General features: G+C 32.9%; 21 protein-coding genes. 20 read left to right on the top strand and 1 reads right to left on the bottom strand.

Features of this window, described 5'->3' with window-relative positions:
- The first annotated feature begins 68 nt into the window (after positions 1–68).
- The 12 genes from rnjB (at position 69) to rny (ending at position 15,035) form a co-directional block, all read left to right on the top strand.
- On the top strand, positions 69–1,742 hold the full coding sequence (gene rnjB / locus KA814_RS06250) for a ribonuclease J2 (RefSeq protein WP_046208620.1): 1,674 nt from the start codon (positions 69–71) through the stop codon (positions 1,740–1,742).
- A gap of 280 nt (positions 1,743–2,022) precedes the next feature.
- Complete coding sequence (locus tag KA814_RS06245) at positions 2,023–4,455, top strand: FtsK/SpoIIIE family DNA translocase (protein WP_046208732.1); 2,433 nt, start codon at positions 2,023–2,025, stop codon at positions 4,453–4,455.
- 2 nt (positions 4,456–4,457) lie between these two features.
- Entirely contained in the window at positions 4,458–5,171 is a 714-nt protein-coding gene (locus KA814_RS06240) for a GntR family transcriptional regulator (protein WP_046208619.1), read from the top strand.
- 10 nt (positions 5,172–5,181) lie between these two features.
- Positions 5,182–6,471, top strand: coding sequence for an EF-P 5-aminopentanol modification-associated protein YfmF (yfmF, locus tag KA814_RS06235; RefSeq protein ID WP_064209028.1), 1,290 nt, complete (start codon positions 5,182–5,184; stop codon positions 6,469–6,471).
- Positions 6,471–7,757, top strand: a complete 1,287-nt coding sequence (gene yfmH, locus KA814_RS06230) for an EF-P 5-aminopentanol modification-associated protein YfmH (RefSeq protein ID WP_064209027.1) — start codon at positions 6,471–6,473, stop codon at positions 7,755–7,757. The genes yfmF and yfmH overlap by 1 nt, the downstream gene beginning before the upstream one ends.
- Positions 7,758–7,760: 3 nt before the next feature.
- Complete coding sequence (ymfI, locus tag KA814_RS06225) at positions 7,761–8,465, top strand: elongation factor P 5-aminopentanone reductase (RefSeq protein ID WP_046208616.1); 705 nt, start codon at positions 7,761–7,763, stop codon at positions 8,463–8,465.
- A gap of 191 nt (positions 8,466–8,656) precedes the next feature.
- Positions 8,657–9,487 carry a DUF3388 domain-containing protein gene (locus KA814_RS06220; protein ID WP_046208615.1) on the top strand — a complete coding sequence of 277 codons (831 nt, stop codon included), beginning with the start codon at positions 8,657–8,659 and terminating at the stop codon, positions 9,485–9,487.
- Between the two features lie 31 nt (positions 9,488–9,518).
- Positions 9,519–9,911, top strand: a complete 393-nt coding sequence (locus tag KA814_RS06215) for a helix-turn-helix domain-containing protein (protein WP_080937823.1) — start codon at positions 9,519–9,521, stop codon at positions 9,909–9,911.
- A gap of 54 nt (positions 9,912–9,965) precedes the next feature.
- Positions 9,966–10,544, top strand: a complete 579-nt coding sequence (gene pgsA / locus KA814_RS06210) for a CDP-diacylglycerol--glycerol-3-phosphate 3-phosphatidyltransferase (RefSeq protein WP_046208613.1) — start codon at positions 9,966–9,968, stop codon at positions 10,542–10,544.
- A gap of 226 nt (positions 10,545–10,770) precedes the next feature.
- The gene (locus tag KA814_RS06205) at positions 10,771–11,922 is read left to right on the top strand and encodes a CinA family nicotinamide mononucleotide deamidase-related protein (protein ID WP_064209026.1); all 1,152 of its coding nucleotides are present in this window, start codon (positions 10,771–10,773) and stop codon (positions 11,920–11,922) included.
- A gap of 166 nt (positions 11,923–12,088) precedes the next feature.
- Entirely contained in the window at positions 12,089–13,144 is a 1,056-nt protein-coding gene (gene recA / locus KA814_RS06200) for a recombinase RecA (RefSeq protein WP_064209025.1), read from the top strand.
- Between the two features lie 331 nt (positions 13,145–13,475).
- Positions 13,476–15,035, top strand: coding sequence for a ribonuclease Y (gene rny, locus KA814_RS06195; RefSeq protein ID WP_019468711.1), 1,560 nt, complete (start codon positions 13,476–13,478; stop codon positions 15,033–15,035).
- A 399-nt stretch (positions 15,036–15,434) separates the two neighbouring features.
- Here rny and KA814_RS06190 read toward each other — a convergent pair whose 3' ends face one another.
- Positions 15,435–15,650 (bottom strand): hypothetical protein, encoded by a 216-nt coding sequence (locus KA814_RS06190; RefSeq protein ID WP_046208610.1) that lies wholly within the window; start codon positions 15,648–15,650, stop codon positions 15,435–15,437.
- A 166-nt stretch (positions 15,651–15,816) separates the two neighbouring features.
- Here KA814_RS06190 and KA814_RS06185 point away from each other — a divergent pair, with 166 nt between their 5' ends.
- The 8 genes from KA814_RS06185 to KA814_RS06150 all read left to right on the top strand — a co-directional run bounded on the left by KA814_RS06185 (position 15,817) and on the right by KA814_RS06150 (position 22,707).
- A complete protein-coding gene (locus KA814_RS06185) occupies positions 15,817–16,608 on the top strand; it encodes a TIGR00282 family metallophosphoesterase (RefSeq protein ID WP_046208609.1) in 792 nt (263 codons plus the stop codon).
- 110 nt (positions 16,609–16,718) lie between these two features.
- A complete protein-coding gene (locus KA814_RS06180; RefSeq protein WP_046208608.1) occupies positions 16,719–18,479 on the top strand; it encodes a 2-oxoacid:acceptor oxidoreductase subunit alpha in 1,761 nt (586 codons plus the stop codon).
- Positions 18,480–19,346: a 2-oxoacid:ferredoxin oxidoreductase subunit beta gene (locus KA814_RS06175; RefSeq protein ID WP_064209024.1), complete on the top strand. Its 867-nt coding sequence runs from the start codon at positions 18,480–18,482 to the stop codon at positions 19,344–19,346.
- A 144-nt stretch (positions 19,347–19,490) separates the two neighbouring features.
- Complete coding sequence (locus KA814_RS06170; RefSeq protein WP_064209023.1) at positions 19,491–20,114, top strand: poly-gamma-glutamate hydrolase family protein; 624 nt, start codon at positions 19,491–19,493, stop codon at positions 20,112–20,114.
- 114 nt (positions 20,115–20,228) lie between these two features.
- The gene (locus KA814_RS06165; protein ID WP_046208605.1) at positions 20,229–20,852 is read left to right on the top strand and encodes a poly-gamma-glutamate hydrolase family protein; all 624 of its coding nucleotides are present in this window, start codon (positions 20,229–20,231) and stop codon (positions 20,850–20,852) included.
- A gap of 68 nt (positions 20,853–20,920) precedes the next feature.
- On the top strand, positions 20,921–21,319 hold the full coding sequence (locus KA814_RS06160; protein ID WP_064209022.1) for an RrF2 family transcriptional regulator: 399 nt from the start codon (positions 20,921–20,923) through the stop codon (positions 21,317–21,319).
- Positions 21,320–21,427: 108 nt separating this feature from the next.
- A complete protein-coding gene (locus KA814_RS06155; protein WP_064209021.1) occupies positions 21,428–22,327 on the top strand; it encodes an NAD(P)/FAD-dependent oxidoreductase in 900 nt (299 codons plus the stop codon).
- 83 nt (positions 22,328–22,410) lie between these two features.
- Positions 22,411–22,707 carry a thiamine-binding protein gene (locus KA814_RS06150; protein WP_064209020.1) on the top strand — a complete coding sequence of 99 codons (297 nt, stop codon included), beginning with the start codon at positions 22,411–22,413 and terminating at the stop codon, positions 22,705–22,707.
- The last annotated feature ends 45 nt before the right edge of the window (positions 22,708–22,752 follow it).

Below are 22,752 nucleotides of genomic sequence, written 5' to 3'. Positions count from 1 at the left end.
GCCTATTTTCACTTATAATAAACTATGAGTTTATATATGGACGGGTAATTTAAATAGGAGGTAACATTTTGAGTTTAATTAAGAAAAAAAATAAAAATATTCGTATTATCCCTCTCGGAGGCGTTGGGGAAATTGCGAAAAATATGTATATCGTTGAAGTAGACGATGAAATGTTTATGTTAGATGCGGGACTGATGTTTCCAGAAGATGAAATGTTAGGTGTAGATATTGTTATTCCTGATATTCAATATGTGATAGAAAATAAAGAGAGATTAAAAGGTATATTCCTAACGCACGGGCATGAGCATGCGATAGGAGCTGTAACTTATGTGCTTGAACAAGTTGATGCACCTGTTTATGGATCGAAATTAACAATTGCATTAATCAAGGAAAATATGAAGGCGCGCAATGTTAATAAGAAAGTTAGATATTATACTGTTAATAATGAATCAATTATGCGCTTTAAGGGTGTTAATGTCACATTCTTTAATACTACTCATAGTATTCCAGATAGTTTAGGTGTTTGTATACACACTTCATATGGTGCGATTGTTTACACTGGAGAATTCAAATTCGATCAAAGTTTACAAGGTCATTATGCACCAGATTTGAAAAAGATGACTGAGATTGGACAAGATGGTGTGTTTGCGTTAATCAGTGATTCTACTGAAGCAGAAAAACCAGGTTATAATACACCTGAAAACGTGATAGAATCTCATATGTATGATGCGTTTACAAAGGTGAAAGGTAGATTAATCGTTTCATGTTATGCATCTAATTTTATTCGCATTCAACAAGTTTTAAACATTGCACAAAGGTTAAATAGAAAAGTATCTTTCCTAGGTCGTTCGTTAGAAAGTTCGTTTAATATCGCTAGAAAGCTTGGCTATTTTGATATTTCTAAGGATCTACTAATACCAATTAATGAAGTGGAAAATTATCCCAAAAACGAAGTGATTATCATTGCTACTGGTATGCAAGGAGAACCTGTTGAAGCTTTAAGTCAAATGGCTCAAAAGAAACATAAAATCATGAATATTGAAGAAGGAGATTCCGTCTTCTTAGCAATTACTGCATCTGCTAATATGGAAGTGATTGTTGGAAATACGTTAAATGAACTCGTTCGAGCAGGCGCAGAAATCATTCCAAACAGTAAAAAAATTCATACATCAAGTCATGGTTGTATGGAAGAGTTAAAAATGATGATTAATATCATGAAACCTGAGTATTTCATCCCAGTAAATGGTGAATTTAAAATGCAAATTGCCCATGCCAAGTTAGCTAATGAGGCAGGCGTCCAACCAGAAAAAATATTCTTAGTGGAAAAAGGCGATGTAGTAAACTACGATGGCGAAGAAATGATTTTAAATGAGAAAGTTAATTCTGGCAATGTGCTCATTGATGGTATAGGTGTAGGTGATGTTGGTAACATCGTATTACGTGACCGTCATTTACTTGCTGAAGATGGTATTTTTATCGCAGTCGTAACGCTAGATCCTAAGAATCGTAGAATTGCTGCTGGTCCAGAAATTCAATCACGTGGTTTTGTTTACGTAAGGGAAAGTGAGGCTTTATTAAATGAAGCTGAAGAAAAAGTACGTGAAATCGTTGAATTAGGTTTACAAGAAAAACGTATTGAATGGTCAGAAATCAAGCAAAATATGCGTGATCAAGTAAGCAAACTACTTTTTGAAAATACAAAACGCCGTCCGATGATTATTCCGGTAATTTCTGAAATTTAATAATTTCTATTCTAAAATAAAGAGGTTAAGACAGACGCTTTGGTAAAGTTATTTAAAAGTACATTGTATATATGTTATATCTAAACAAATTATATACAACCTTTAAATATACTGGAGCGAATAATGTCTTACCTCTTTTATGTTATTATAAGTATGTAATAAAATGATTTTATAGTATTTAAAAGCATATTTATTATGTGTATTTTCACTTGTAATTAAAATACACATTTATGGTTCATATACATATTGAAAAAACAGAGTTGAAAAGAAGGTGTGAATGTTGGCACAAACAAGAAAGAGCTCAACAACAAAGAAAAAAACATCGAATACGAAAAAGAAAACCGCAAATAATAAAAAGAAGAAAAGTGATAGTCCTTTAAGATATATTATTGCGATAGTGATTTTTATTGCTATCATCCTTGGTGTTTTTCAATTGGGTATTATAGGCACCATGATAGATAGTTTCTTCAATTACTTATTTGGTACAAGTAGGTATTTAACTTATATATTAATCTTGATTAGTACTGTATTCATTACTTATTATAAAGCGTTACCAAAGACAAGACGTACCACTGGCGCATTTGTTTTACAAATTGCATTGTTACTTGTGACTCAAATAGTATACTATTTCATGCATAGAGCACAATCGCTCAGAGAGCCTGTGCTATCATATGTTTATAAATCTTATGAACATACGACATTTCCAAATTTTGGTGGAGGCTTATTTGGACATTACTTATTGGCATTATTGATACCTCTTATTTCAATTGTCGGAGTTATTATTGTAACGATATTATTAATCGCTTCTAGTTTTATCTTATTGACAAAACAAAGACATAGAGATGTATCTAAAGTTGCTTTTGAAAAAATGAAAATAAAAAGTCAGGATGCTTCTGCAAATCTTAAAGAGCGTCGCAAAGAAAATAAAATTAAGAAAGATGCTAAAGCACGTATAAAAGCAGAAAGAAAAGCTGAAAAAGCAGCTGAGCAATCACAATCTCAAAATAACGTTAAAGATGTCACTGATTTACCTGAGATTAGCAGCAACACGACTGAGCAACAATCAATTCCGATTTATGGTCATAACGATTATAAAGATGAAGATATTCAACAAGCACAACCTCAAAATAAAAGGTCTAAACGCGTTTTTGATCAAAATAATCAAAGTGCGGCGCAGCAAATGAATCAAGAAGATAATGGAATTACAGAGCAACCATTAAACGAATTAGAAGAAAGTGAAGCATATGATGAAGATGCAGCTTCAAATTCTATATCTGAGGCAGGAGAAGTAGAAAACGAAGCCTATAAAATACCGCCATTAACGTTATTGAAACAGCCAGCTAAACAGAAATCAACTTCTAAAGCTGAAGTGCAGAAAAAAGGGCAGTTGTTAGAAAACACTTTAAAAAACTTTGGTGTAGATGCTAAAGTCACTCAAATTAAAATAGGTCCAGCAGTGACACAATATGAAATACAACCCGCTCAAGGTGTTAAAGTAAGTAAGATTGTTAATCTTCATAATGATATTGCGTTAGCATTAGCAGCTAAGGACATACGTATCGAAGCACCAATACCTGGCCGATCTGCTGTTGGTATAGAAGTACCAAATGATAAGATTTCACTTGTTTCTTTAAAAGAAGTGTTAGATGAAAAATTTCCAGCTTCGAATAAATTAGAAGTAGGACTAGGTAGAGATATTTCAGGTGACCCAATCACAGTAGAACTTAACAAAATGCCTCATTTACTTGTAGCAGGTTCTACAGGAAGCGGGAAATCTGTTTGTATCAATGGTATTATTACAAGTATCCTATTAAATGCAAAGCCACATGAAGTTAAACTTATGTTAATTGATCCGAAAATGGTAGAATTAAACGTATACAATGGCATCCCTCATTTGCTCATACCTGTTGTAACCAATCCTCATAAAGCATCACAAGCTTTGGAAAAAGTAGTTGCAGAAATGGAAAGAAGGTATGACTTGTTTCAACATTCTTCTACTAGAAATATTGAAGGTTATAATGAAGCGATTAGAAAACAAAATGAAGCGTTAGATGAAAAGCAATCAGAATTACCATACATTGTCGTGATTGTAGATGAGTTAGCAGATTTAATGATGGTTGCTGGTAAAGAAGTAGAAAACGCAATTCAAAGAATTACACAAATGGCACGTGCTGCTGGTATTCACTTAATAATCGCAACACAACGTCCATCCGTTGATGTAATTACTGGTTTAATCAAAAATAATATTCCGTCTAGAATTGCCTTTGCTGTGAGTTCACAAACTGATTCTAGAACAATCATTGATAGTGGCGGAGCAGATAAATTACTTGGTAAAGGTGATATGCTTTATGTAGCTAATGGTGGATCAACTAGAACAAGAGTTCAAGGTGCGTTTTTAAGTGACCAAGAGGTTCAAGACATCGTAAATTATGTCGTAGAGCAACAAAAAGCGAATTATGTAAAAGAAATGGAACCTGATGCCCCAGTTGAAAAATCAGAAATGAAGAGTGAAGATGCCTTATATGATGAAGCGTATTTATTTGTAATTGAACAACAAAAGGCAAGTACATCGTTATTGCAAAGACAATTTAGAATTGGTTACAACCGTGCTTCTAGATTGATGGATGATTTAGAACGTAATCAAGTGATTGGACCACAAAAAGGTAGTAAACCTAGACAAATACTTGTGGATTTAGATAGTGATGAGGTGTAAATATGGAATTAACTTCTGTTTATAAAGTAAAAGAATGGCTGATTCAAGAGATAAGTACGAGAGGATTGAAACCGGGAGATGCTTTACCTAGTAATCTTGCGGTTGCTAGAAAATTAAATGTTAAAACAGATGATGTATACGATGCAGTTGATGAACTAATTACTGAGCAAGTGCTATCTAATAATTTAGAAGAAGGTGCAAGTGTTAAAAAGCTGCACCCATTCTTCTATCCATTAGATGAGTTGGTTAGTATTAGTAAAATGATAGAAGATCAAGGGTATCATGCGAGTACAGAATTTATAAATTTAGACGAAAAACCTGCGACCTCTTTAGATGCTAAAAGATTAAATCTTCCTGAAAAGGCGTTGGTGACAATTATTGAACGTGTGAGAATGGCTGACCGCATGCCAGTTGTTTATTGTTTGGATAAGCTACCAGCTGAAGATTTAACATGTGCAGAGTATCAAAATAGTGATGAATCTTTGTTAAATGCTTTGGAATATTATGCTTCGAAAAAAGTGGCATATGCAGAAACTGAGATTGAAGCTATTGGTTATGAACCACATATTTCGGATGTTTTAGATGCTTCGCCGCATGAAGGACTTATGTTATTGAAATTAATTCATTATGATAAAAATGATCAACCAATACTTTATTCTTTTAATTATTTCAAAAGTAGTTTAGTAAAATTTAAAACGGTTAGAAATAGTATATAATAACAAAATTATGAAAGTGAGGTTTGACAATTTGAAAATTAATGAACAACAAAATAATTTGCATATTAATGTGTTACCAACAACAAAGTTCAAAACGACCACAATTACTTTAAAATTTATGGCACCATTAGATAGTGAAACCATGACAGCTCGATCGATTCTCAGTAAGTTACTTGTGCGTGCTACAAAAAAATGGCCAACAGACAAGGCGTTTAACCGTCATCTTTCAGAATTGTATGGCGCGTATGTTAATAGCTTTGTCTCAAAATTTAAAGACAAACATGTCATCACAATATCATTGGAATTAGTGAATGAACGCTATCTTACGGATCAAACCCCATTATTTGAAAAAGGTTTAGATTTGTTGAGAGAAATGATTTGGAATCCTTTAGTTGTTAATGATCGTTTTGACGAAAACTTCGTTTCACAGGAAAAAGCTTTATTAACTAAAAAATTAGAAGCAATGGTTGATAATAAATCTCAAATATCTTTTTTAAATTTATTGAAATATATGTTTGGTGAACAACCATATCGTCACCTAGCTTCAGGACAAGTAGATTACATAGCAGATATTTCACCTGAAAATTTATATCATACATATCAATCTATGCTACACAACGACTATTGTGCTGTTTATGTCGTGGGTAATGTAGATGAACAAGAAGTAAAATCTCAAATCAAAACTTATTTTGATATAAAACCATTCCAATTCAAACAATCTCATGCGACGCCAGTACCACAAGCAGATAAAGTACCACAAGAAATTGTTGAAACAGATGAAGTGGATCAAGCTAAATTAAATATTGGATTTAAATTGCCTGTACAATTTGGAGATAAACAATATTATGCCAGTGTTGTTTTTAATACTATGTTTGGCGGAGATCCATCTTCCGTTTTGTTTAACGAAGTACGAGAAAAACAAAGTTTAGCATATTCAATTCATTCCCAAATAGATGCAAAAAATGGTTTTATGTTTGTTCTTAGTGGTGTTTCATCTGACAAATATGAAGTAGCGAAAGATACAATTATTGCGGAATTTGAAAAGTTCCAGCAAGGTCAATTTAGCGAAGAAAAATTAGAACTTGCTAAAAAGATTATTATTTCACAGCGTCAAGAGTCATATGACCGTCCTAAACGTATCATAGAGATATTAAATAATAATATTCTATTAGAACATGATATATCAGAGGAAGCGTACATTAAACACATTCAAGATGTGGATCATGCTGAAATCATAGATTTAGCAAAAAATATAGAACTCAATACAATCTATGTTTTAACGAAAGGGGGTAATTATTAATGCAAAGCACATACTATAAGCAAATAGATGAAAATGTATTTGAAGCTGAGTTAAACAATGGATTGAAATTATTTGTTATACCTAAAACTGGCTTTCAGAAAACATTTGTTACATATACAACTCAATTTGGTTCCTTAGACCGTAAATTTAAACCACATGGCAGTGAAGATTTTGTTACTGTACCAGATGGTGTAGCGCACTTTTTAGAACATAAACTATTTGAAAATGAGGAAGAAGACTTGTTTACTGCATTTGCAGAAGATAATGCACAAGTAAATGCCTTTACTAGTTTTGACCGAACAAGTTATTTGTTTAGTGCAACAGATAATATTGAAAGCAATATAAAACGCTTGTTAACCATGGTTGAAACACCATACTTTACCGAAGCATCTGTAGATAAAGAAAAAGGTATTATAGCTGAAGAAATAAAAATGTATCAAGAGCAACCTGGATATAAATTAATGTTTAATACATTAAGAGCTATGTATGAATCACATCCAATTCGTGTAGATATAGCTGGTAGTGTAGAAAGTATTTATGAAATAACTAAAGAAGATTTATACCTATGCTATGAAACATTCTATCATCCTTCTAATATGGTTTTATTTGTTGTTGGAGATGTAGATGTAGACCATATTTACAATGTTGTTGCTGACCATGAAAATCAAAGAGATAAAACGAATCAACCTCGAATAGTTAGGGATTCTTTAAAAGAACAGGATAGTGTAAAAGAAAAAGTAGTCACTGAAAAGATGAAATTGCAATCACCTCGAATTATGCTTGGCTTTAAAAATATGCCATTAACTGATGTGCCAGATAGATTATTGGTAAAAAAAGATTTAGAAATGACTTTGTTTTTTGAATTACTATTTGGTGAAGAAACTGACTTTTATCAAACGTTACTTAATGAAGAGTTGATAGATGAAACATTTGGGTATCAATTTGTATTAGAGCCTACATATAGTTTTTCCATGATTACCAGTGCGACTCAACAACCAGATAAGTTAAAAAAATTATTGTTGGATGAACTCGAAGCAAAACAGGGCAATTTAACTGATACAGAAGCATTTAATTTATTGAAAAAGCAATTTATTGGTGAGTTTATATCTGGTTTGAATTCGCCTGAATATATTGCGAACCAATATACAAAACTTTATTTTGAAGGTGTAAGTTTATTTGATCTATTAGATATTGTTGAAAGTATTACATTGGAAAGCGTAAATGAAACGGCACAATCGAGTTTGAATTTATCCCAAATTGTAGATAGTCGTTTGGAGATGAAATAAACAATGAAAGCTTTAGTTATAGGTGGCTCAGGGTCAATTGGTTCTGCAATCGTTAATCGCTTATTATCTGATGGGTATGAAGTCATCGTTCATTATAATAATACAGATATCAATAAATTAAAGTTTCAGTTCAACCATAGTTCAGTGCAATTGGTACAATGTGATTTGCGCAACGTAGATGATTTTAACCAATATTTTCATTTTATAAAAAATTTAGATTGTCTTATTTATGCGAGTGGCACTGCATTGTATGGTCAGTTGCAAGATATGACGGATGCAATGATTGATGAGCATTATCAAATTCACGTGCGCCAATTCATTAGAATGTGTAGATATTTTGTAGATCAGTTACGACAAAGTCAAAATGGGCGGATTATAGTTATTTCATCAATATGGGGAGAAACAGGTGCGAGTATGGAAACAGTATACTCGGCGATGAAGTCAGCTCAAATTGGCTTCGTAAAAGCACTGAGTCAAGAATTATCATTGACTTCAGTCACTGTGAACGCGATCGCACCTGGTTTTGTAAGTGGTAATATGTTAAAAGCTTGGGGAGAAAATGATCTTGAAACTTTATCTCAAGATTTACCACAACAAAGATTTATTGAACCAGAAGAAGTTGCCCATACTTGTAGTTATCTTTGTAATCCATTAGCCAAAAGTGTCACTGGTACAATACAAAAAGTGAATGGTGCTTGGTATTTATAATTTTTGATATAATAGAAAAAATAAACCACCTGTGAATCATTCAATGATATAATATCAATATCATTCATTACATTACTTTTTAAATTATTTATGTGGTACTATGCTTTTTTCATTAAATAAATAACTGAAAATGTGATAGATTTTAGTCAAAGCGCATTGTTGCGATTTATAAACTAAGGGGTGTATATGCCATGACAGTTGCTACAAAAAAAGAATGGTATTTAGAATATGAAATTACAATGAACAGAGCTGGATTATTAGGTGACGTTTCCAGTTTATTAGGTATGATGGGTATTAGTATTGTTACAATAAATGGCATTGACGAAGGCAGAAGAGGTCTATTAATTAAATCAGATAACCTTGAAAAAGTTAGTAGATTTGAAAATATCGTTAGTGAAATTGATGACATCTCTATTACTAAATTGCGTAAACCAGAATTACGAGATCGATTGGCTGTACGACATGGTAGATACATAGAACAAGATGCTGCTGATAAAAAAACATTTCGTTTTGAAAGAGAAGATTTAGGTTTATTAGTAGATTTTATGGCCGAATTATTTAAAGAAAAAGGGCATAAATTAATCGGTATTAGAGGTATGCCTAGAGTAGGTAAAACTGAATCGATTGTTGCTGGTAGTGTCTGTGCCCATAAGCGTTGGCTATTTATTAGTTCTACGCTAATTAAACAAACTGTTCGTAGTTCGCTCATCAAAGGTGAGTATGATTCTGATCATGTCTATATTATTGATGGTGCGGTTACAGCCAGAGAATCTAACCAAAAACATCAAGAATTAGTGAAAGAAGTTATGAGCTTACCAGCGATTAAAGTTGTAGAACATCCAGATTTATTTGTGGAAACTAGTGATTATGAGATGAGTGATTTTGATTATATCATTGAGCTAAGAGAAAATAAAAATCAAGAAATCCATTATGAAGAAATGAAAAAACATACCGTAAAAAGTAAAAATAATCTTGATTTCGGTGACGATGTTTTCGGTGGTGGTTTTGGATTTTTTGAATAGTAAAAGATAATGGATGAGGAGGACTAACATCGTGAGTTTAGTTGGTCAAACTTTAAAAGGACGTCGCGAAAGATTAGGTATGACATTAACAGAATTAGAAAACCGAACAGAAATCAAACGCCAAGCTTTAACACTCATTGAAAATAATGATTTTGAGTCCCTTAAAAATGCAGATTATGTAGAAGGTTTTATTCGCAAATATGCAAAGGCTGTAAATATTGATGCTGAACAGCTTATTCATGCACATAGAGATGAAATTCCTAATCATGATAACAATTTGAAAGAAACGATTGATGCTTTTTCTTCAGATCATCAACCTACTTATCGTAGTAAAAACAAAGAACCTCTGCAGTTAGCAGTAGTAATAAGTCTAGTGATTATTATCACTGCCATACTGTGGATATTAGCGGTATTATTTTTATAAAAAATGTTATTGTAGTTTTGTTGTAAGTTATATATATAGAAATGAGGATTTGAAATGAATATTCCGAATTGGATAACTGTCTTTAGAGTTATATTAATTCCAGTATTTCTATTATTCGCTTTAGTAGATTTTGGTTTTGGTAATGTAACTTTTATTGGTGGATATGAAATTAGAATTGAATTATTGATTAGTGGTATTATCTTTATTGTTGCTTCGTTAAGTGACTTTGCAGATGGTTACTTAGCAAGAAAATGGCAGCTTGTTACAAATATGGGTAAATTTTTAGACCCATTAGCAGATAAATTACTTGTTTCAAGTGCTTTGATTGCTCTTGTTGAAATTGGGTTAACAAACTCATGGGTTGCGATTATTATTATTGCACGTGAATTTGCGGTTACAGGGTTACGTTTATTACAAATCGAACAAGGTTTTGTAAGCGCAGCAGGCCAATTAGGTAAAATTAAAACGGCGGTTACGATGATTGCGTTAGTATGGATTTTACTAGGCGACCCATTAGCTACATGGATTGGTTTTCCAATAGGTCAGGTGCTATTATACATAGGGGTATTCTTTACGATTCTATCTGGTATTGAATACTTTTATAAAGGTAGAGATGTATTTAAGGCTAAATAATATGAGTTTGGTTCTGACAAACATGAATTCAACTGGAAAGTGTTTTTAAGCACCTTTCCAGTTTTTTTGTTAAAACAGTATATCTTGATACAGAATCGTTATTAATTAAGACAGAATAATCTTCAAACGAAATTTTAGTTTTTAAATAGAATTGGATTTATAATATAAATAATAAGTTTAACAAATTAAATAGCGAAATTTTTCTTTCGGACAAGGAGGGGAAAGTGTGAATATATCAATTATAGCAGTTGGATCTGAATTATTGCTGGGTCAAATTGCAAATACCAATGGTCAATATCTATCAAAATTATTTAATGATATAGGACATAGTGTTGTAGAACACACTGTAGTAGGAGATAATCCTAATAGACTTGAAAGAGCAATACATTCATCATTGGAACAATATGATGCTGTTATTCTTACTGGTGGATTAGGACCTACTAAAGATGATTTAACAAAGCATACGGTAGCTCAAATATTAGATCGCAATTTAGTAACGGATGAAAAGTCATTGATGTATATTGAGCATTATTTTAAAGATCAAAATGTTGAAATGACTCCGAACAATAAACAACAAGCACTAGTCATTGAAGGTGCAACAGTTTTAGAAAATAAAGTAGGTATGGCACCAGGTATGCTGATTGAATATAACGATAAACACATCGCTCTATTGCCTGGTCCACCTAAAGAAATGCAACCGATGGCAAAAGATGGCTTATTACCATATTTTTTAACTGGAGAAGGTATTATTTTTTCAGAATTATTGCGTTTTGCAGGGATAGGTGAATCTAAAGTTGAAACTATTTTAATTGATTTGATAGATAATCAAACAAATCCTACTATTGCACCATTAGCTGGTACGCATGAAGTTAATATAAGACTGACGGCGAATGGTAACTCTAAACAAGAGTGTGAAGCACTAATAGCACCAGTAAAAAAAGAAATCCTGTCACGTATAGGTAAATATTATTACGGGTCAGATGATAATTCCATAGAATCATCCTTTTTAGCACATATGAAACAATCATTTGCAATCTATGATGGTGTAACAGATGGCGAATTATATTCTAGAATGAAAGATCATGATTATTCAAATAAGCTATTTGGTATGTTACCCCATCACCAACAGTTTATAAATTCTAAAGAGGATATGGAGCATCAATTACTAATTTCATGCCGTATCGTCAAAGATTTGTATAATGCTGAAATTGGTATTTCATTATTACATGAAAATGGTACAGTATACTTAGGTATTTTAGAAAACGAATACCTAACCATTAAATCATTTAAAATGACGAAGAATAGAAATTTAATAAAAAAAAGATCACAAAACTATTCATTGATTAGATTATTAAACTACTTTAGAGAAAAAAATTAATAATTCAAAACAAACAATGATTAGTACGTAGGTTCCCTTTTTGTGAAGAATTGTTCTATTAGTAGCGAACAAATATTCGCAAAATGCTTGCAGAATACTTTAAATCAATGTATAGTATGGTTAAGATATTTTTCAGAGATAAATCTCATTTAGGAGGTCCAGTGTTTTGGATAATGATCGTCAAAAAGCTTTAGATACAGTAATTAAAAATATGGAAAAATCATTTGGTAAAGGTGCAGTAATGAAACTTGGTGATAATAAAGCACGTAAAGTTTCTAGTGTATCAAGTGGTTCGGTAACACTAGATAACGCATTAGGAGTTGGTGGTTACCCTAAAGGTAGAATCATAGAAATATATGGGCCAGAAAGTTCTGGTAAAACAACAGTTGCATTACATGCCATAGCCGAGGTACAAAAAAATGGTGGTATCGCTGCATTTATTGATGCTGAACATGCTTTAGACCCTGTTTATGCAGAAGCATTAGGTGTTGATATTCAAAACTTATACTTATCTCAACCAGATCATGGTGAGCAAGGTTTAGAAATCGCTGAAGCATTTGTTAGAAGTGGTGCGGTTGATATCGTCGTTGTCGACTCAGTAGCTGCGTTAACACCGAAGGCTGAAATTGAAGGCGAAATGGGCGATACACATGTCGGTTTACAAGCACGTTTAATGTCACAAGCATTACGTAAATTGTCTGGTGCTATTTCTAAATCAAATACAACTGCTGTATTTATAAACCAAATTCGTGAAAAAGTTGGCGTTATGTTTGGTAATCCTGAAACGACACCAGGTGGACGTGCATTAAAATTCTATAGTTCTGTACGTTTAGAAGTTCGTCGTGCTGAACAGTTGAAACAAGGTCAAGAAATTGTTGGTAACAGAACAAAAATCAAAGTGGTAAAAAACAAAGTAGCACCTCCATTTAGAGTGGCTGAAGTTGATATGATGTACGGAAAAGGTATCTCTAAAGAAGGAGAGCTCATAGACCTTGGTGTAGAAAATGAAATCGTTAATAAATCGGGTGCTTGGTATTCATATAATGGTGAGCGTATGGGTCAAGGTAAAGAAAACGTTAAATTATATTTAAAAGAAAATCCAAAAGTTAAACAAGAAATCGATCAGAAATTGCGAGAAAAACTTGGTATTTTTGATGGTGACGTAGATGAAAAAGAGGAAGAAGATGCACCAACTACACTTTTTGATGAAAAAGATGAGTAACTTATAATTTAAATTAAAATATAATAGTTTTCCTTATAAAATAAGTATGTATTTATAAATACATACTTATTTTTTTGTGATTGCATATAGGTTCAAAATTATTAAATAAAAATTTTTTATGATGAAAAAACAACAAGAAATAAGCAATAGCAGTAACTGTAACTATTTTAATGTAAAAGAAGCTATTCAAATATTTAATTAATGTAGTTGCACACCTTGACACTTCTTAGTTTGAAACCGTACAATTACATTGTATGATTCTTATATAACTTCATATAATCATATTGAATTTGATATACAGAGCAAAATCCTAGAAAAAGGGGGTGTTTGTGTGAATTTATTAAACCTCCTACTCATTTTGCTAGGTATTATTCTCGGAGTTGTTGTAGGGTATATTATTGCCCGAAATATATTGCATCAAAAGCAATTACAAGCAAGACAAACTGCAGAAGATATTATCGAACATGGTAATAAAGAAGCAGAGAATATTAAGAAGGAAAAGCTCCTTGAAGCTAAAGAAGAGAATCAAATCTTAAAAGAGCAAAGTGAAAATGAACTTCGTGAAAGACGCGGTGATCTTCAAAGGCAAGAAGCACGACTTCTTCAAAAAGAAGAAAACTTAGAGCGAAAATCTGATCTTTTAGATAAAAAGGATGAGATTTTAGAGCAAAAAGAGTCTAAACTTGAAGAACGACAACAACAAGTAGATGCAAAAGAGAGTAGTGTTCAGTCATTAATAAATAAGCATGAACAAGAATTAGAACGCATCTCTGGTCTCACTCAAGAAGAAGCTGCTAACGAACAACTTCAAAGAGTCGAGGAAGAATTGTCACATGATATTGCAATACTTGTTAAGGAAAAAGAGAAAGAAGCAAAAGAAGCAGTCGATAAAAATGCAAAAGAATTATTAGCAACTACTGTACAACGGTTAGCTGCAGAGCATACTTCAGAATCTACAGTATCAGTTGTTAATTTACCAAATGACGAAATGAAAGGTCGAATTATTGGTAGAGAAGGTAGAAATATAAGAACGTTAGAAACGTTAACTGGTATTGATTTAATTATAGATGATACACCAGAAGCAGTTATTCTATCAGGTTTTGACCCAATTAGACGCGAAATTGCAAGAACTGCATTAGTAAATCTTGTTTCAGATGGACGTATCCATCCTGGAAGAATTGAAGATATGGTTGAAAAAGCTCGAAAAGAAGTTGACGATATTATAAGAGATGCTGGTGAACAAGCAACATTTGAAATTAATGTGCATAATATGCATCCAGATTTAGTTAAAATTCTAGGTCGTTTACAATATCGTACTAGCTATGGTCAAAATGTGTTAAAACATTCTATAGAGGTTGCCCATTTAAGCGGCATGTTAGCGGCTGAATTAGGAGAAGATGTTACATTAGCCAAACGTGCTGGACTACTTCATGATGTTGGTAAAGCTATCGACCATGAAGTTGAAGGCAGTCACGTTGAAATTGGTGTAGAATTAGCTAAAAAATACGCTGAAAGTGAAACAGTATTAAATGCTATACATTCACATCACGGTGATGTAGAACCAACTTCTATTATTTCTATATTAGTTGCAGCAGCAGATGCACTATCAGCTGCAAGACCAGGTGCTCGTAAAGAGACCCTAGAAAATTATATTAGAAGGTTAGAAAGACTAGAAACACTCTCAGAAAGTTATGATGGTGTTGAAAAAGCATTTGCAATCCAAGCTGGTAGAGAAATTCGAGTTATCGTATCACCAGAAACTATCGACGACTTAAAGTCACACCGCTTAGCAAGAGATATTAAGAGTCAGATTGAAGATGAACTTCAATATCCTGGCCATATAAAAGTGACAGTTGTTCGTGAGACTAGAGCAATTGAATACGCAAAATAATAAATAAGAACTTAATTAAGTTACGGAATAACTGCTAGTAGAGATGTAAAATTTTACTAGCAGTTATTTTTAGTTTGTAAAACCGATATTATTAAGAAGTATAGTTAAAGTAAAAATACATTGTGGTTAACTTCACCCTTTTTCGATTTAACATATTTCACTCGTAACAGCTGACACTTGGATTGGATAGAATGATTTATTTGTGAGAGCTATTGCAAGATCGGATTATGTAAACCATATTACAGCACAATCACACTCGTACATGCTTTAATTCAAAAGACTAGGTTAGAAATCTGAAAAAAAAACAAAGGAGTCTAGGATGTAATGTTCCCCAGACTCCTTTGTTTTGAAACTAAACACTATACTTCAGTCTCTTTTATTACTGTGAATTACGTTAAGTTATTTTAATTCTAAATCTACTTTACTTAATTCTTTAATTACTTCGGCAGTGTCATAACAATTCGTGGAGATATTGGCATATCTTTCAGCAAGTCTATAAGCATTGATATATAACTCCAAGCTATCTTTAGCAATCTCCTCCGGATTGTCACTATTTGAAGGGTTTGCAGAAACAACTAAATCAGCAAAATGTTGTGGATCAATATTAATTGACATATCTTACATACAACTCCTATTTTTTTGAAATGATACATAACTATAATATAAATATTACCACCAATCATAAATTTAAAACAAAGTAATGTTTATGAATATTTATTAAAGAGCCTTTTCATCATCGCTAATTTCAATTAAACTAACAGTAAGAGAGGATGACACGTAAATGAGAATTTTATTTATTGGGGATATTGTTGGTAAAATAGGTAGAGAAGCTATTTCAAACTATTTGCCTAAGCTAAAACAAACTTATAAACCTACGGTTACAATCGTAAATGCAGAAAACGCAGCACATGGTAAAGGTTTGACTGAAAAAATATACAAATCTTTATTAAGAGAAGGCGTTGATTTTATGACAATGGGTAATCATACATATGGTCAACGACAAATTTATGATTTTATAGAAAATGCCAATCGTATGGTTCGCCCGGCCAATTTTCCAGATGAAGCACCTGGTGTTGGTATGCGCTACATTCAAATTAACGAAATCAAATTGGCTATCATTAATTTACAGGGACGAGCATTTATGCAAGATATTGATGATCCGTTTAAAAAAGCTGATGCGTTAGTAACTGAAGCAAAAAAAGAAACAGATTATATCTTTGTTGACTTTCATGCTGAGACGACTTCAGAAAAAAATGCAATGGGATGGTATTTAGATAATAGAGTTAGTGCTGTTGTCGGCACGCATACACATATCCAAACTTCAGATGAAAGAATATTACCTGGAGGCACAGGATATATAACAGATGTAGGTATGACAGGATACTATGATGGTATTCTTGGTATTAATCGTGAAGAGGTGATTACGCGTTTTATCACAAGCTTACCACAAAGACATGTTGTTCCTGACGAAGGTCGTAGTGTATTATCAGGTGTGATTATAGATTTAAACAAAGATGGTAAAACAAAACGTATCGAACGTATCCTTATCAATGATGACCATCCTTTTAAATAATCGTCCATTAGTATGAATTTTAAAATAAACCGCTCTTTTCATAGTAAAAGCGTGGTTTGTTTTGGTATGATGAAATATGAATTATTATAACCACTAGGAGGCTAGATGATATGAAATCTCAAGTATCATGGAAAGTGGGCGGACAACAAGGGGAAGGTATCGAATCAACAGGTGAAATCTTTGCCACTGCTATGAACCGTAAAGGATACTACTTATATGGGTATCGTCATTTTTCAAGTAGAATCAAAGGCGGTCATACAAATAATAAAATTAGAGTATCAACATCACCAGTACATGCAATTAGTGATGATTTAGATATATTAATCGCATTTGATCAAGAAACAATTGAAGTGAACCACCATGAGATGCGTAAAGACAGTGTGATTATTGCTGATAGTAAAGCTAAACCAGAAAAACCTGAACATTGTGACGCACAATTGGTTGCGCTACCTTTTACTGCCACTGCGAAAGAATTAGGCACTACTTTAATGAAAAATATGGTCGCGGTTGGAGCGACATGTGCAGTAATGAACTTAGACATTTCAGATTTTGAGACACTTATCACCAATATGTTTACTAAAAAAGGTGATAAAGTTGTAGAAATGAATATTGAAGCATTGAATGAAGGTTACCGTTTAATGAACGAACAATTAAGTCATATTGATGGTGATTTTGTTTTAGAAAAAACAGAAGGCACACCACATCTATATATGATTGGTAACGATGCGATAGGTCTAGGTGCGTTGTCAGCTGGTTCTCGATTTATGGCAGCTTATCCTATTACACCAGCATCTGAAATCATGGAATATATGATTGAAAATTTACCCAAAGTTGGGGGTACTGTTGTACAAACTGAAGATGAAATCGCTGCGGCAAATATGGCAATAGGCTCTAACTATGCTGGTGTACGTGCATTTACAGCGAGCGCTGGTCCTGGTCTTTCACTCATGATGGAAGCAATTGGCCTTTCTGGTATGACGGAAACGCCATTTGTTGTAATCAATACACAACGCGGCGGTCCGTCCACTGGATTGCCTACCAAGCAAGAACAATCAGACCTTATGCAAATGATCTACGGTACGCATGGCGATATACCTAAAATAGTTGTAGCACCAACAGATGCTGAAGATGCATTTTACCTTACGATAGAAGCTTTCAATCTTGCTGAAATGTATCAATGCCCGGTCATTATTTTAAGTGATTTACAATTGTCATTAGGTAAACAAACTGTAGAATCATTAGATTATAATAAAATTGAAATAAACCGAGGAGAAACGATTCAATCAGATATAGAAAGAGATGAAGATGATAAAACATACTTCAAACGATATGCGTTGACTGAAAGTGGGGTCTCTCCAAGACCAATCCCTGGAGTTAAAGGGGGCATCCACCATGTCACAGGTGTGGAACATAATGAAGAAGGTAAGACAAGTGAAGCAGCTGATAACAGACAACAGCAAATGGATAAACGGATGCGAAAAACAGAACATCTATTGATCAATCAACCTGTAGAAAATAATGCAGTCCATGATGAAGCAGACATACTTTATTTAGGTTTCATCTCTACTAAAGGTGCGATTCAAGAAGGTAAAGAAAGGTTAGAGCAACAAGGATTGAAGGTTAATCATTTACAAATCAGACAACTACATCCTTTCCCAAGCAAAACGATACAAGAAGCGGTTGATAAAGCTTCAAAAGTTGTCGTTGTGGAACATAACTATCAAGGACAACTTTCTAATATATTAAAAATGAATGTGAACGTTGGAGATAAATTAATTAATCAAACGAAATATGATGGTACGCCATTCTTACCAAATGAAATAGAAGCCAAAGGATTAGAAATTGCCAAAAATTTAAAGGAGTTGGTATAAGTGGCAACATTTAAAGATTTTAGAAATAATGTGAAGCCCAATTGGTGCCCAGGTTGTGGAGATTTCTCTGTTCAAGCAGCTATTCAAAAAGCAGCTGCAAATGTTGGGCTAGAACCTGAAGAAGTTGCAATTATAACTGGTATCGGGTGTTCAGGCCGCTTATCAGGTTATGTTAATTCATACGGTGTACATGGGATCCATGGTCGTTCATTACCATTAGCACAAGGCGTGAAAATGGCTAATAAAGACTTGACCGTAATTGCCTCTGGTGGTGATGGTGATGGGTATGCGATTGGTATGGGACATACGATCCATGCGTTGCGTAGAAATATGAACATGACATATATAGTGATGGATAACCAAATCTATGGTTTAACTAAAGGACAAACATCACCTTCATCAGCACAAGGGTTTGTGACTAAATCTACGCCTAAAGGTAATATTGAAAAAAATGTTGCGCCATTAGAACTTGCGTTGTCTTCAGGTGCTACATTTGTTGCACAAGGTTTTTCTAGTGATATTAAAGGATTAACTAAAATGTTGGAAGATGCAATTAACCATGACGGTTTTTCATTTGTTAACGTATTCTCTCCATGTGTAACATATAATAAAGTCAACACTTATGATTGGTTTAAAGAAAATCTTACAAGTATTGATGAAATTGAAGATTTTGATGCGACCGACAAACAAAAAGCTACTCAAAAGGTTTTAGAGTATAATTCATTACTTAAAGGCATTGTATATCAAGACACGGAAACACCTTCTTATGAATCTCAAATTGAAGAAATAGAAGGTACAGCATTAGCCAATAAAGATATTCACCTTGATGAACAACAATTTAAAGACTTAACAAAGCAGTTTGTATAAGCGTTTATCTACTTAAATAAGAATCAATAGCGTAAAATAACTAGCTGATCACAAAAGATGATTTTCATAGAAAAAATCATTGTTTTATATTTGTGAATCAGCTAGTTTTATATTTATATACGAAAAATGGAAGGTTAGAGAGATATGGTTGATTACTTTGAAACAATGACGGAATTATTAACTTACACAAATGAAGATAAAGATTGGGAAATTCAAACGTGTGAAAGAGATTCACCAGTACTTATTACTGCTGTCCATGGCGGTGCTATAGAAAGAGGAACTACTGAAGTTGCACAACATTTAAGTGAAACAGGTAATTATAGTTTTTATAGTTTTAAAGGTGTAAGAAAAAATAAAAACAATGAACTTCATGTAACTTCAATTCATTTTGATGAGCCAAAATTACAAAAGATTGTGACTGAACATGCTCAAGTTATATCTATACATGGTTGCATGGGTAAGAAAAATGAAGTGTATATCGGTGGTAGAGATAAAGCACTAATTACGCGGATAAAAAAAACGTTAAATGAAACAGGAATCGTTACAAAGGATGCACCTTCTCATATTTCTGGTAAACAACAGGATAACTTTGTGAATTGTGGTCAAAAAGGTATGGGGGTACAGTTAGAATTGACTGTTAACTTTAGGAAGCATTGTTTTGTTAATAAAAAATTTAATTTAAATGACCGAGAAAATCGTTCGAACTGGTCAACCTATTTAGAAGCGTTTTCAAAAGCAATGATTAAAGCAATCAATAATCAGCAATAGTTAACTGTAAATATTGAGTTAATAAATTATCAAAAACTTAACAGTGATTTAAAATAATGGACGCTAAAATGTGGTATACAAAAAGTGTACATATAAAATAGAGGGGGATAATCAATGGCTGATCGATTTAAATCTATGACGGAATTAATGCAGCTAACGGAGGAAAATACGGATTGGATTATTAATTCAATTGACCGAAATAGCAATGTTATCATAACTGCAATTCATGGCGGAGCAATAGAACCTGCTACTACCGAATTGGCGGAATTAACAGCTGAAAAAGGTGGTTTTGACTACTTTACGTTTAAAGCAATTAGAACAAAAGGTAATGCAGAATTACATGTGACGTCCAGACATTATGATGAACCTAAATTAATGAAAATGATTGCAAATAATCAATATGCCATCGCGATACATGGCTGTAAAGGTGAAGATGAAATTGTTTATATGGGTGGTAAGGATGAGCAATTAATGGATGAGATGACGGCAGAATTTGAAAAATTAGGGATAATTGTCAGACAAGCCCCGTCACATATGTCTGGTGCGCATGATGACAATATTGTAAATTGCTGTAAAACTGAGAAAGGTGTCCAACTCGAGTTAACCTCAGGAATAAGAAAGAAATTGTTTGAAAATGAACGTTATAATAAAAAAAGTAGAGAGAACAGTAGTAACTGGGCTCAGTTTATGTATGATTTTGCAGATGCAATTATTAATGCTACTAAAAATTTAGTGTAATATTGAAAAAGAAAAACAAATAAGTTATTATAGATTTATTATATCTATAATAGGAAGATGATAAATTTATGAAATTTTCAAAAGCGACTGATTATGCTTTACATGCACTGTTATTTATGATTAATAATCAAGGTGATCAAAAAAAGATTCCTGTACAAGACTTAGCATCAGTTTTAGGTGTTTCTACAACTTATTTATCAAAAGTAATGACACGTTTAGTTAAGCGTAATATCATTTCTGCTAGTAGTGGTGCTAAAGGCGGATATCAATTAAAGAATGGATGGGATTCAGTATCTATCTATGAAGTCATTGTTACGATAGATGGGGAGCAAAGTTTATTAGAAGACACTTTTAATCATGATGAAGGCTGCCCTATCAAAGCTATAATGGAAGATGCTGAAACAACTTTGGTAACAACTTTGAAGCAAAAGAAACTATCGAGTCTGCTAAAACCTGTAGTTAAATAATTTTATAGTATAGAAATAGCAAAGCATAAACTATTTCTATACACTTTTTTAAAACTATTATAGATATTAAAAGTCTTTAATAGACGTGTAATTAAAAGGAGTGGAATGATGGAATATGAAGTAATTGTCATAGGCGGTGGCCCAGCAGGTATGAGCGCTGCATTGAATTTTGGTAGAGGAATGATGCATACATTAGTCATTGATGAAGATAAACCACGAAATAAAGTTACTCAATTATCACATGGTTATTTAACGCAAGATGGTATTTCGCCACAAAAATTTAAACAACAAGCTATAGAAGATGTCTCCAAATACAAAGATGTATCCATAGTGAATGCAAGGGTCGTAGATATTATACAAATTGAATCCGGATTTAAAGTATCAACAGCATCAAAATCCTATACAGCCAAGCAAATACTTGTTGCTACAGGTGTTAGAGAACATTTACCTAAAATAAATAATATTGAATCCTTTTACGGTAAAACGGTATTTTATTGTCCTTGGTGTGATGGCTTTGAAATGAAACATACTCAATTAGGCGTATTTTACTCTGATAAAGATGTAATACACATTGTTAAATTATTGAGAAATTTTTCGAAAAAAATCACTGTATTTACTAATGGTATTGAAACGTTAGAGCCAGAGGCAATTAAATTTTTAGAACAACATCATATTGAGGTCTGTTCAACAACGATCAAAAAACTATTAGGAGAGCAGGGACAATTAAAAGGAGTCGAATTAGAAGATGATAGTGTCATAAAAATAGAAGGTGCATTTACACAAATGGGGTGGGATACCGAATTCAATTTTCTAAATAATATATTGTTAGAACGTGATGAACAGGGCAAAATCAAATCATCACCATATGGAGAAACAAATATTAATGGATTATATGTAACTGGAGAGACTAAGGACAATTTTCCTAGCCAATTAATCGATGCGGCTTCAAATGGTGGTAACGTTGCTAAAAATATGATGATGTCACTTATAAACGAAACCTATCAATAAATAAACAAAGCTTTCGATTTCTATACCTTTAGTTAATGTTTTGGTAAACTGAAGGTAAGTAAAATTTAAGGGGTTGAACAAGTATGAATGATACTTTAATGAGTGTACAAATTATTCCTAAAACTGCTAATGGTGAAGATGTTATACTTTACGTAGATGAAGCAATTCAAGTGATCGATGATTCTGGTTTGGAATATCGCGTTGGACCTTTAGAAACAACTGTACAAGGTGAGATGAATGAATGTTTGATATTAATCCAAAAGTTAAATGAGCGAATGGTAGAACTAGAAATACCAAGTACTATCAGTCAAGTGAAATTTTATCATGTTCCAGAAGGTATAACGATTGAAACATTAACTGGAAAATATGATGAAATCTAAGTAGTTTTCTTGATAGTAAGGTATTGCATTATGATATTGTAAAAT

The organism is Staphylococcus sp. GDY8P196P (assembly GCF_017891705.1).
Classification (GTDB): domain Bacteria; phylum Bacillota; class Bacilli; order Staphylococcales; family Staphylococcaceae; genus Staphylococcus; species Staphylococcus ureilyticus.
This window is presented reverse-complemented; position numbering and strand designations above follow the sequence as displayed.